The sequence below is a fragment of the Neobacillus sp. genome (genome assembly GCF_031988165.1).
Classification (GTDB): domain Bacteria; phylum Bacillota; class Bacilli; order Bacillales; family Cytobacillaceae; genus Neobacillus; species Neobacillus rhizosphaerae.
The window spans coordinates 1-12209 of sequence record NZ_DALZYO010000001.1 but is presented as its reverse complement, the minus strand read 5'-3'; the positions used below and the strand labels follow the sequence as shown (position 1 = coordinate 12209).

At 42.0% G+C, this 12209-nt stretch carries 10 protein-coding genes; 4 read left to right on the top strand and 6 right to left on the bottom strand.

Annotation, left to right across the window (positions count from 1 at the left end):
* Positions 1-13: 13 nt before the first annotated feature.
* The 4 genes from RTR43_RS00050 to RTR43_RS00035 all read right to left on the bottom strand — a co-directional run bounded on the left by RTR43_RS00050 (position 14) and on the right by RTR43_RS00035 (position 3553).
* The gene (locus RTR43_RS00050) at positions 14-1123 is read right to left on the bottom strand and encodes a DUF4097 family beta strand repeat-containing protein (protein ID WP_312468778.1); all 1110 of its coding nucleotides are present in this window, start codon (positions 1121-1123) and stop codon (positions 14-16) included.
* Between the two features lie 40 nt (positions 1124-1163).
* Positions 1164-1478, bottom strand: coding sequence for a magnetosome magnetite crystal formation protein family (locus RTR43_RS00045; RefSeq protein ID WP_312468776.1), 315 nt, complete (start codon positions 1476-1478; stop codon positions 1164-1166).
* 225 nt (positions 1479-1703) lie between these two features.
* Positions 1704-2609: an ABC transporter permease subunit gene (locus RTR43_RS00040; RefSeq protein ID WP_312468774.1), complete on the bottom strand. Its 906-nt coding sequence runs from the start codon at positions 2607-2609 to the stop codon at positions 1704-1706.
* 2 nt (positions 2610-2611) lie between these two features.
* Positions 2612-3553 carry an ABC transporter permease subunit gene (locus RTR43_RS00035; protein WP_312468772.1) on the bottom strand — a complete coding sequence of 314 codons (942 nt, stop codon included), beginning with the start codon at positions 3551-3553 and terminating at the stop codon, positions 2612-2614.
* 337 nt (positions 3554-3890) lie between these two features.
* On the opposite strand from RTR43_RS00035, the gene RTR43_RS00030 reads away from it, so the two are divergent.
* From RTR43_RS00030 to RTR43_RS00015, 4 genes are all read left to right on the top strand, one after another.
* Positions 3891-4619 carry an amino acid ABC transporter ATP-binding protein gene (locus tag RTR43_RS00030; RefSeq protein WP_312468771.1) on the top strand — a complete coding sequence of 243 codons (729 nt, stop codon included), beginning with the start codon at positions 3891-3893 and terminating at the stop codon, positions 4617-4619.
* 17 nt (positions 4620-4636) lie between these two features.
* Positions 4637-5431: a glutamate ABC transporter substrate-binding protein gene (locus RTR43_RS00025; protein WP_312468770.1), complete on the top strand. Its 795-nt coding sequence runs from the start codon at positions 4637-4639 to the stop codon at positions 5429-5431.
* A 63-nt stretch (positions 5432-5494) separates the two neighbouring features.
* Positions 5495-6145, top strand: a complete 651-nt coding sequence (locus RTR43_RS00020) for an amino acid ABC transporter permease (RefSeq protein WP_312468769.1) — start codon at positions 5495-5497, stop codon at positions 6143-6145.
* Between the two features lie 15 nt (positions 6146-6160).
* Positions 6161-6880: an amino acid ABC transporter permease gene (locus RTR43_RS00015; protein ID WP_312468768.1), complete on the top strand. Its 720-nt coding sequence runs from the start codon at positions 6161-6163 to the stop codon at positions 6878-6880.
* Between the two features lie 89 nt (positions 6881-6969).
* Here RTR43_RS00015 and uvrA read toward each other — a convergent pair whose 3' ends face one another.
* Both uvrA and uvrB read right to left on the bottom strand, forming a co-directional pair.
* Positions 6970-9846, bottom strand: a complete 2877-nt coding sequence (gene uvrA, locus RTR43_RS00010; protein WP_312468766.1) for an excinuclease ABC subunit UvrA — start codon at positions 9844-9846, stop codon at positions 6970-6972.
* 9 nt (positions 9847-9855) lie between these two features.
* Positions 9856-11835: an excinuclease ABC subunit UvrB gene (gene uvrB / locus RTR43_RS00005; RefSeq protein ID WP_312468765.1), complete on the bottom strand. Its 1980-nt coding sequence runs from the start codon at positions 11833-11835 to the stop codon at positions 9856-9858.
* Positions 11836-12209 lie beyond the last annotated feature (374 nt).

Here is a 12209-nt window from a genome sequence, read left to right as displayed (position 1 = left end):
TACCGTCTCCTACTTATTCCTCAAGTGATTTTTGAATCGAAATCGAGCCTGTTTTGGTATCGGCAACGATTCTTACCATTTTATCAGGATGATTGACGGATTGGAAGCGGAGCGATTTTTGAATCATTTCACTTTTCTCCTCAAGAACCTGGACGCCGACAAGGTTCAAATTAAAGCCGCCAAGATTGGTCTTGAATTCGCCATTGACAGGTGCACTCTCTGGGACAAACAAGTCAATGCCACCCGTTGTTGCTTTTGCTTGAAGCAATTCGCATCGATTTCCGCGAACGTTGTAGCTAATATTTCCGTTAAACGACTGGGTTTCCACCCTTTTAAAATCACCTTCAAGCATAATCGCACCGTTAATGGTCTCTGCTTCAATATCATCGAACAGACTGCTAATCATCTTGATTTTTCCGTTCGCGGTTTCCAACTCTGCCTTTTGCCCATTCAAACGGTTAACAGTTATTTTTCCATTGGCGGTTTTCACCCGCAAATCTTGAACATTCATTTCTTCACTGGTTACCGCACCATTAAACATTCTAATACGAACTCGCTCATATTGCGCCTTTGGTACATAGATGATTGTTTCTACCTTCATCCATTTTTGCTGGGTCATAAATCGTAACTTCTGGTTCTCCACAGAAAAAATGACATCTCTTAAAAAGTTTTGTCGCGCTTGGTCCTGGTTGTCAACCCGGTAAACCTTTGCCTGACACTCAATCCTGACGTCTGGTTGATCCCAGGCAGCAAGCTTCACCGAACCATTCGCCACATCAATATCCACATCTTTCAAATCGACATTCCCATGCTGAAAAATATGGGAAATATCCACGGATTGTCCGAAGTTTAAGTCAAAATCAAGGTCTTTAATTTTTTTCAAAGCACCATCGACAAAGTCAAAAATTTTATCCTTTGTCGATTGGTATTTCGCCTGAAAAGGGTCTTCCTTTTTCGCTTCCTCAAATTGAACGGCCGTCGACAGTTCGTTAACAATTTGCTCCTGCTTCTCTTCCATTGTTTTCTGAGCCTTTTCCAGTTCATCCAGTAAGGTTAATGCTTCATCGACAGCTAGTTTTCCTTCCTCGACCATCTTTAAAATTCGTTTTCGTTCCTCTTTCATCGTCTCCACCTCAGATATAAAAATTTTTCCCTCTTAAAGCTTATTCAGCTATTAGGACCTTTACGCCTTTTACAATATTCCAAATGAGGACAATCATCCAAATGAGTGCCAACACTACAATACCTATAATAGTAAAAACAGGAACCTGATCTTGAATAGTTGCAAAATCATACCAGATAGCAAAAACAATCAACGGTGTCGGAATCAGTGGAATTAAATGCGATAACAGCGCCTTTTTCGCATGCTGCTTTGTCATTTCATCCCCAGTCGCAAAATACACAGCCAGTGGAAAAAGAAACCCCGCAAAAAATATACTAAAATAGCACAATCCTGAAAGAACTTTTCTTGAATCCATATCATTCATCACCTCTATCCTTAATTTACGAAATGACACGTTGAAAGTTTCGTATTATTTTTGTTTTTTACACTGTTATACCTATCTTCGCCTAACGGCTATGTATTTATCGCGCAGTAACGGGCAGTAAATCCCCCACTTGAAGACTTTTCGGGAAAAGTATAGTTAGGGGACAACTAACATCGGCAGGGAATGAAGGACAACCCCACAAAAGGAGGTTTCACCCTATAAATCAGCGCGAGAGGTTCGGTATTTAAGTTCAAAAAACTTTTGCAAGCCATCAGCAAACAAATTAAAGCTATATATTGTCACGGCAATCGCCGCAATAACGGAAAACGGAATCCACTGATAGGAAAAAATATCAGCCGTAATCGTCGAAAACATCGTTGGCCAGGCAAGGGAGGTATTCACTACTTCATAGGCACCCCACTCATTCGTAATAAACTTATGGGTAACATAAACTTTGACAATACCAAGCTGCGCAAGCAAAAAAAGCACCCTGCCTAAATCATTGATAATTAAAATAATAAGATGCGGAATCACGACAGGCATATAATAGTTTTTAAACATTCGAAATGGAGTTCCGCCAGCGACAATTCCTGCTTCAATATACGGCCTTTTCTTTGTTTCCTTCATGTTTTGCAGAATAATTTCTGCCACCCTTCCCGTTTCAAGAACAGCAAGAATAAGAATAACCCACAATCCTCTATCCTTGGAAAAAAAGATTAAGGGCAGTGTCACGAAAAAGGTAACAAAAAAGATTGGCGGCATAAAGGAAAACAGCTGTTGCCAGCCCTGTAGTATTTTTTCAAGCAGTTTCGAATAAAACCCGCCAATGGCTAACGGAATGGCCAATACATAACGAATAACAATGACAAAGACGACGATGGTCAATGTTTCTTTAGCTCCCAAAATAATAAGGCTTAAGATATCAACACCTTTGTGATTACTTCCCAGCGGGTATCCTTCCCTTGGGGCAAAAGGCGGCAGGAGAAAGCTCCCTTTCTCCGTTTTTATTACTCCTGTCTCTTTTAAATCACTATCTACAAATGGCAATGACGGTCCAGCAAAAACGAAAAACAACAAAATGAGCAAAAAAAGCGAACTAATCCAAAGCTTCCAATTCTTCAATTCTATTCATTCCTTTCCAACGGAGATACCAATCCTCTGCCGATTTCACTAAGGACCTTCGCCAGAAAGATAACTGCGGTAAAGAGGATAACATACCCCGATGCAGGGTAAACCCCGATTGTAAAATCCTGACCAACCATGAAATTTTTCGGGGACATAACCGTTTCGTAAAAAAAGAAAGCCGCCCCGCGATAATTTGTCAGGAACTCAACAATAAATAAATTTGATAGCGTATAAAGGGTAATTGTATTCGTATGGCTCAATATTTTAACAAAACAATTTTTCAAGACATGGCGATACAATACCTTAAAGGAGGATGTCCCTTTGGAAAAGGCCGTTCGGATGTAATCCATCCCCTGCTCGTCACGGATACTGAAAAAGGTAATATTGGCTATGTAAAATAGCGGATAAATCGATAAAAAGATAATATCTAGGAGAACGACACTAGGCTGGTCGCTGCCGTAAACGATAATATGAGGAAGCAGTTCGGCCTCAAAGCCTTCCATGATCAACAACTGTAGAGCAATTATTAAAAATAAATCTGGAATAGAAAGGAAGAATCTAGTCGTACTAACACCGAACAACCTCCCTCTACGGTTGCGAATTCGATAGTCGAAAATTCCTTTGATGACCCCAAGGAAAAAGCCTATAAGTAGGGCGGGAATGGTAATCAGCATGCTTTTTTGGAATGTGCGCCAAACATTTTCCGTTAACGAGTATCCATTATAAACAGTGCCAAGTCCTTTATTATCCTTAATATATTGAAAAAAATCCTTAAATTGTTTCAGATGCGCATCAACAGAATAATTATAGGATGCACTTACATACATCCCGCCTGCCCCAGTTTGATAGGTGGTAGAGCGGGGTAAGAGCAACAATGATAGGAACAGAATGATTGTAATCAACCACAATAGGGTCTGTTGGAAAATAGAACGCAAAACCATCTTTTTATCTCCTTTTTTTGGGAATCTTCTATTATTCTACTAAAATTTCAAAGTTTTTTCAATTTTGCGAAATAATTTTGCGTAAAGATTTTTTGAAAATAGTATAACAGTGGCCATCTGGGGTTCACGTTGGTCTTTTGGGGGAATATTGCCGATTTGATCTGGGATTCCGCCAGCTTTTTGATCTCGCCAACCTGTATATTAAACAGGAATAATCACCTAGGGATTACAGACCATATTTACATTCATAAGGAGAAAACTGAATAAACCTTGTCCCCTATTCATAGTGTAAAGAGAATTTACTTTTAACTACTCTTACGTTTTGGAGGGGGTTGTTTTGATATCATTTCGCAATGTAAATAAGCATTATGGTAGTTTTCATGTTTTAAAGGATATTAGTTTAGAAGTGGATCAAGGCGAGGTTGTTGTCGTCATTGGACCCTCAGGCTCTGGCAAAAGCACGATGCTGCGATGTATTAACCGCTTAGAAACAATTTCTGACGGCGAATTGGTTGTCAGTGGCATCCCTGTAAATGGTAAACAAACTGATATTAACGACCTTCGCAAAAATATCGGGATGGTGTTTCAACATTTTAACTTGTACCCTCACAAAACAGTTTTAGAAAATATTACATTAGCACCTATTAAAGCACTGGGTGTGGATGAGAAAACGGCGCAAGAGACAGCCGTTTTCTATTTGGAAAAGGTCGGAATTCCTGAAAAAGCAAATTCATATCCCTCGCAATTATCAGGGGGACAGCAGCAAAGGGTCGCGATTGCCAGAGGGCTCGCAATGAAGCCGAAGCTCATGTTATTTGACGAGCCTACTTCAGCTTTAGACCCGGAAATGATAGGCGAAGTTTTGGAAGTAATGAAGCAGCTGGCAACAGAAGGAATGACGATGGTAGTAGTCACGCATGAAATGGGCTTTGCCCGAGAAGTCGCCGACAGTGTTGTGTTTATGAATGAAGGGAAAATTGTTGAGGAAGGAAGGCCAAGCGAGTTTTTTGCCCAACCGCAAGCTGAGCGAGCCCAGCTCTTTTTAAAACGTGTCTTAAATCATTAAATAAGGGGGAAATTAGTATGAAAAAATGGTTGTTTATAGGGGTCATTTTTACATTAATCGCGGCTTTGATGGTTGGTTGCGGGAAGTCATCCTCAGGCAGTAAGAGTGACAGCACCTTAGCAAAAATTAAGGAGCGGGGAAAATTTGTCGTCGGTGTTAAATACGATACGTACTTATTCGGATATAAAGACCCAAAATCAGGGGATGTCACCGGCTTTGATATCGATATTGCTAAGGCCCTTGCAAAGAAAATCTTAGGGGACGAAAAGAAAGTGGAATTAGTAGAAATCACATCGAAAACGCGGATACCGAAGCTAAAAAATGGGGATATTGATGCGATTATTGCGACGATGACGATTACGGAAGACCGCAAAAGAGAAGTTAATTTTTCAGATGTGTATTTTGATGCCGGTCAATCGTTGTTAGTGAAAAAAGGCAGCTCAATCAAGAGTGTCGATGATTTGAAAAAAGGGACAAAGGTAATCGCCGTTAAAGGAGCAACATCTGGTGATAACGTTAAAAAAGCAGCCCCTGAGACAGAACTATTAGAATTTGAAAACTATGCTGAAGCGTTTACGGCCTTAAAATCCGGTAAGGGAGATGCCCTTACAACTGATAACTCAATTTTATACGGGATGGCCGCTCAAGATTCAGATTATGAAGTAGTTGGCAGTACCTTTACAGAAGAACCATACGGAATTGCGATGGTAAAAGGCGATCAAGAATTTGTTGACTATGTAAATAAATTTTTGAAAAACCTACAAGGTAGCGGTGAATACGCCAAAATTAAGGCAAAGTGGATTAAAGAGTAAGATTATCATAATAGAGGATGGGCTTAAATACCCCATCCTCTTTAATGAACGAGGAGGATGCAAATGCTTGATTTCTCCATACTAACAACATACTATGATTTGTTTTTCAAAGGCTTCCTAACGACGATAGAGGTCAGTATTATTGGCCTGATTTGCAGTTTTATCCTAGGAGTTATTGTCGCAGTCATGCGTATTGCTCCGCTGCGAATCTTGAACTATATCGGGACATGTTTTGTTGAGTTTATCAGGAATATCCCGCTGATAATAATTGTGTTTTTCTTTTATCACGGATTAAGTGTTTATATCAATTTAAGCGGGTTTGCCGCGGGGACGATTGGGCTGTCAATTTATACAGCTGCCTTTATTGCCGAGGCCGTTCGTGCAGGGATTCAGTCTGTTGATAAGGGGCAAATGGAAGCCGCTCGTTCCTCAGGTTTGAAATATATTCAAGCGATGAGATACGTGATTTTGCCCCAGGCGGTAAAAATAGTGATTCCTCCGATTGGGAATCAGTTTATTAACCTTGTAAAAAACTCCTCGATATTAGGGGTTGTTGCCGGGATGGAATTAATGTATTTTGCCGATTACATTCATGAAAAAACCTATGTAACTTTTGATACCTATATTTTTGCAGCGATGTTTTATCTAGTGTTAACCATCCCATTAAGCTTATTTGTCATTTATTTGGAACGAAGATTGGCGAGAAGCTATTAAAAGGGGAGATGAAAAATGGATTTTATTGGTGCATACTCATCCGGCAATCTTGGGTATTTATTTAAAGGTTTCCTAATCACACTCGAGATCGCTGTTATTTCCATCATCTTAAGCTTTCTAATCGGCAGCCTCTTAGGGACCATTCGTTATGCTAAAATACCTGTTCTTTCAAAAGTAGTGGCAGTTATTGTCGAGACAATCCGTAATTTGCCTTTATTACTTATTATTTTTTTCGTTTATTTTGGTTTGCGCGAAGTTGGCTTAAAGCTAGAAATTATTCCAGCCGCCATCATGGCATTAACAATTTTCGAATCAGCGATGATTTCTGAAATCGTAAGAAGCGGCTTGAACTCGATTGAAAAAGGACAAATCGAAGCAGCAAGATCTTCTGGATTAACCTACATCCAAACCATGTGGCACATTATTCTTCCGCAAGCATTAAAGCGGATGATTCCCCCGCTGGTAAGTCAGTTTATTTCCTTATTAAAAGATACTTCACTAGCCGTCGTGATTACATTGCCGGAAATGTTCCATAACGCCCAAGGGATTTACAACGGAAATTTCAACTTTGTTATCCCAATTTTTCTATTAGTAGCCATAATTTATTTCATCGTAAATTACGCCTTATCACTTGTGGCCAGAGCATTGGAAAAACGGTTAGATACTGAAGGGAAGCACAGAGGCAGGGGTAGCGGGAAGAATCCAAAGTCCCTATCAGGTCAGCTTTCGTCATAAAGCAAAGCGGCATTACAGGCCATGCATTCACAATATAGTTTAGAACGAGGGCGTTCTATACGCCGTAAAAAAAGCTAAAACACAAGGTTTTAGCTTTTTACGGTCATTTCTTTCTCTTCAATTTGCTGTTTCATTCGTAAGCGGTCACGTTCAAGAATTGGCTTTAAGTATTTGCCGGTATAGGACGCTGGGACTTCCGCGACCTTTTCGGGCGTTCCCGTTGCAACAATGGTTCCACCTTTATCTCCGCCTTCTGGTCCAAGGTCGACAAGATAATCAGCTGCCTTAATGACATCGAGGTTGTGTTCGATGACTAGAACGGTATCGCCGTTTTCAACCAAGCGCTGCAGAACAACGAGCAAACGAGAAATGTCATCAACATGCAGGCCCGTTGTCGGCTCATCTAAAATATAAAATGATTTGCCCGTGGACCGGCGGTGCAGCTCGGAAGCAAGCTTAACACGCTGGGCCTCTCCCCCTGATAATGTTGTCGCTGGCTGACCGAGCTTGATATAACCAAGTCCGACATCCAAAATCGTTTGCAGCTTACGGCTGATTTTTGGAATGTTTTCGAAAAATTCGACCGCAGCTTCAACGGTCATATCAAGGATGTCGGAAATATTTTTCCCTTTGTACTTCACTTCTAGCGTTTCACGGTTATAACGTTTGCCATGACACACTTCGCAAGGAACATAAACATCGGGTAAAAAGTGCATTTCGATTTTGATAATCCCATCACCACGGCAGGCTTCGCAACGTCCACCTTTCACATTAAAGCTAAAGCGACCCTTTTTATAACCTCGGACTTTCGCTTCGTTTGTTGAAGCATACACATCACGAACATCATCAAAGACTCCAGTATAGGTTGCCGGATTCGAGCGCGGCGTTCTGCCAATTGGCGACTGATCGACATCAACGACTTTTTCTAAATAATCAATTCCTTTGATGCTCTTATGTTCACCAGGCTTGGTTTTCGCATGATGAAGCTTTTGCGCCAGCGATTTATGAAGAATCTCATTGATGAGTGTACTTTTTCCTGATCCAGACACTCCGGTCACCGCAATAAACATACCAAGTGGAAGTTTTGCATTGACATTTTTTAAATTATTTTCGGAAGCACCCTTGATTTCGATATAACGGCCATCCGGCTTTCGGCGTTCCAAAGGCAGGGGAATAAATTTCTTACCCGCCAAGTATTGCCCCGTCAGCGAATTCAGGTCGGCCATCACCTCTTCAGGAGTTCCCGCAGAGACAATTTCCCCACCGTGTACGCCAGCACCTGGGCCAATATCAATCAAATAGTCGGCTGCGAGCATTGTATCTTCGTCGTGCTCGACGACAATCAGGGTGTTGCCGATATCGCGCATGCTTTGTAGTGTCCCGATTAAGCGGTCATTGTCACGCTGATGAAGTCCAATTGATGGTTCATCTAAAATGTACAACACACCCGTAAGCCTTGAACCAATTTGTGTTGCCAAGCGAATCCGCTGGGCCTCTCCACCTGAAAGTGTGCCAGCTGTACGGCTAAGGGTTAAATAATCGAGGCCGACATTAATTAAGAAGCCAAGGCGTTCACTAATTTCACGGAAAATTAACCGCGCAATTTGCATTTCTTTTTCTGAAAGCTTTAATTCGGCAAAAAACTGTTGCGCTTCTTCGATGGAAAGGTCAGTCACATGTGCAATATGGTGGCCATTAATTAGAACTGCCAAGGTTTCCTTTTTCAAACGGTAGCCTTTACAGGTTGGGCATGGCTGCTGGGCCATGTACTTTTCCATTTGCTCACGGATATAATCAGAGCTTGTCTCTTTATAGCGGCGCTCGACATTGCGGATGACACCTTCAAATTCAATATGTCCCTCGCGAATTTGGCCAAAATCGTTCTCATAGCGGAAGTAAATTTTTTCGCCAGCAGAACCATAGAGAACTTTCTCCAAAAGATTCTCAGGAATGTCCTTAACTGGAATATTCATATCAACGCCGAAATGATTGCAAACTGCCTCAAGTAGCTGCGGGTAATACTGCGAGCTGGTTGGCTCCCACGGAGCAATTGCGTGCTGCTTTAACGTTAAATCCTTGTTGGGAATGACAAGATCCACATCGACTTCAAGTTTAGAACCAAGTCCGTCACACTCTGGGCAGGCACCGAACGGACTGTTAAAGGAAAACATTCGCGGCTCTAGCTCCCCGATGGAAAAACCGCAGTGAGGACAAGCATGATTTTCACTAAATAACAGCTCTTCTTCGCCCATCACATCGACGATGACTTTTCCTCCTCCAAGCTTCAAAGCCGTTTCAAGTGAGTCTGCAATCCTGGCAGCAATCCCATCCTTGACGACAATTCGATCAACGACCACTTCAATGGAGTGCTTTTTATTTTTTTCAAGCTCAATGTCGTCTCCGAGATCGACCATTTCTCCGTCAACGCGGACACGGACGAAGCCCTGTTTTTTAATGTCTTCGAAGACTTTAACATGGGTTCCTTTACGACCGGAAACGACTGGGGCAAGAATTTGCATTTTTGACCGCTCAGGATATTCAAGAATCCGGTCAACCATTTGCTCAATCGTTTGTGAGGAAATTTCGATATGGTGAATCGGGCAGGTCGGGTGTCCGACCCTCGCAAATAATAATCGTAAATAATCATAGATTTCTGTCACCGTCCCAACCGTTGAGCGCGGGTTGCGGCTTGTAGTTTTTTGATCAATCGATATCGCTGGGGATAAACCCTCAATCGCATCGACATCAGGCTTATCCATTTGACCAAGGAATTGCCGTGCATAGGCCGAAAGTGATTCGACATAACGTCGCTGTCCCTCGGCATAAATCGTATCAAACGCGAGCGAGGACTTCCCCGAACCGGAAAGTCCCGTCAAAACGACAAGCTTATCTCTCGGAATGGTGACATCGATATTTTTTAAATTATGGGCCCTGGCGCCTTTAACAATTAATTTTTCCATTGCCATCTGTATACGTCATCCTTCCGCTTTCAATTCCAAAATTAAATCACGAAGCTCTGCGGCACGTTCAAAATTAAGGGCCTTGGCTTCAAATTTCATTTCTTTTTCCATGGTAGCAATAAGTTTCTCTTTTTCCTTTTTGCTCATCTTGCCAAATGATGCTGCTGGTTTGTACTCTTCCTGATCCTCGGCCGCATGAGTAGCGCGAATGACATCGCGAATTTCTTTTTGAATCGTCTGGGGCGTGATTCCGTGATTAAGGTTGTATTCCTCTTGAATCGCACGGCGCCGCTTCGTTTCACCAATCGCCAGCTCCATGGAATTGGTGATGCGGTCAGCATACATAATCACGTGGCCGTTGGCATTCCGGGCGGCACGGCCAATGGTTTGGATTAACGAACGTTCCGACCTGAGGAAGCCCTCTTTGTCGGCATCAAGAATAGTAATGAGCGAAACCTCAGGAATATCCAGTCCTTCCCGGAGCAGGTTAATTCCAATGAGAACATCATATTTTCCAAGACGAAGCTCACGGATGATCTCAATCCGTTCGAGCGTTTTGACTTCTGAATGCAAGTATTGGACTTTGATGCCAATTTCCTTCAGATAATCGGTTAAGTCCTCGGACATTTTTTTCGTTAGTGTCGTAACAAGAACTCGTTCATTTTTCTTCACCCGGTCTTGAATTTCACCAATTAGGTCATCAATCTGACCCTCAATTGGACGAACTTCAATCGTTGGATCGAGAAGTCCTGTTGGCCGAATGATTTGCTCGATCATTTCCGGGGTGTGCTCTAGTTCATAAGGACCAGGTGTTGCCGAAACAAAGATGGCATTATGAACATGCTTGTCAAATTCATCAAAGGTGAGCGGTCTGTTATCAAGGGCCGATGGCAAACGGAAGCCGTGGTCCACAAGCACCTGTTTCCGCGCTTTGTCGCCATTGAACATGCCTCTAACCTGTGGCAAGGTAACATGCGACTCATCAATGATCAAGAGAAAATCCTCTGGAAAGTAATCGAGCAGCGTGTATGGTGTCGAGCCTGCAGGTCGTAATGTGAGATGGCGCGAGTAATTCTCGATTCCTGAGCAAAATCCCATTTCCCGCATCATTTCTAAGTCATATCGTGTACGCTGTTCAATCCTTTGTGCTTCAAGCAATTTATTCTCTTCACGGAGCACGGCAAGCCGTTCTTCGAGTTCTTTTTCAATATTCTCGATGGCAACACGCAGCTTCTCTTCCCTTGTAACGAAGTGGGAGGCTGGAAAAATGGCGACATGTTCGCGTTCGCCGATGATTTCACCTGTGAGCGCATCGACTTCACGAATCCGGTCGATTTCATCTCCGAAAAATTCCACACGAACACAATGCTCATCACGCGAAACTGGAAAAATTTCAACAACATCGCCGCGGACTCGGAATGTCCCTCGCTTAAAATCGATATCATTTCGTTCATATTGAATGTCAACTAAACGGTGAAGCAATTGATTGCGCTCGATTTCCATACCTGTTCGGAGCGACAACACCATTTCCCGATATTCTTCTGGCGAACCGAGACCATAAATACAGGAGACACTGGCAATAATGATGACATCCTTCCGCTCAAATAAGGAAGAGGTTGCGGAGTGACGTAGTTTATCAATCTCATCGTTAATGCTGGCATCTTTTTCGATAAATGTATCGGTTTGTGGCACGTAGGCTTCAGGCTGATAATAATCATAATAACTAACAAAATACTCAACCGCATTGTTTGGAAAAAAATCCTTGAACTCACTATAAAGCTGTCCGGCCAGTGTTTTGTTGTGGGCAATGACAAGCGTTGGTTTATTTACCTCTTTAATCACGTTTGAAACGGTGAAAGTCTTACCTGTACCTGTGGCACCAAGGAGTGTCTGATGGCGCTTGTTTTGGTTGATGCCTTCGACTAATTGCCTGATAGCTCCCGGCTGATCTCCTTGGGGTGAATATTTTGAAACTAATTCAAATTGATCCTTCACAAATAGTTTCCTCCCCGCTTTTAAAAAATCAAATCTATTTTGTTGACACTTTTCAGCTTAATAACCTTGTTTATGGACCGAGATGACGCTGGAAAGTGAATCGTTAAAATTCATATTAACATTCTACCACATTCACCCAAAAACAAACCAGCAATATGCGAACTAGTATTCGTTTTTTTATTAATGAGGGATTTTGTATTTTTTAGAAGAAAAATAAGGTTTTCAGGTTGAATTTTTGTTTGTAACGATGGTTAGAAATTAGGTTTTGCTTATTTTTTCATGGGTTTGGCTCATTTTTTCATGGTTTTGGCTCATTTTTGGGAAATATTGGAACGTTTTTTCCGTGGATTGGCTCATTTTGGACTTCTGTCAAT

Excerpts from the sequence above, each read along its gene's own strand:
- RTR43_RS00050 (WP_312468778.1), bottom strand. The coding sequence starts at position 1,123 with ATGAAAGAGGAACGAAAACGAATTTTAAAGATGGTCGAGGAAGGAAAA.
- RTR43_RS00045 (WP_312468776.1), bottom strand. The coding sequence starts at position 1,478 with ATGGATTCAAGAAAAGTTCTTTCAGGATTGTGCTATTTTAGTATATTT.
- RTR43_RS00035 (WP_312468772.1), bottom strand. The coding sequence starts at position 3,553 with ATGGTTTTGCGTTCTATTTTCCAACAGACCCTATTGTGGTTGATTACA.
- RTR43_RS00025 (WP_312468770.1), top strand. The coding sequence starts at position 4,637 with ATGAAAAAATGGTTGTTTATAGGGGTCATTTTTACATTAATCGCGGCT.
- RTR43_RS00020 (WP_312468769.1), top strand. The coding sequence starts at position 5,495 with ATGCTTGATTTCTCCATACTAACAACATACTATGATTTGTTTTTCAAA.
- RTR43_RS00015 (WP_312468768.1), top strand. The coding sequence starts at position 6,161 with ATGGATTTTATTGGTGCATACTCATCCGGCAATCTTGGGTATTTATTT.
- uvrA (WP_312468766.1), bottom strand. The coding sequence starts at position 9,846 with ATGGCAATGGAAAAATTAATTGTTAAAGGCGCCAGGGCCCATAATTTA.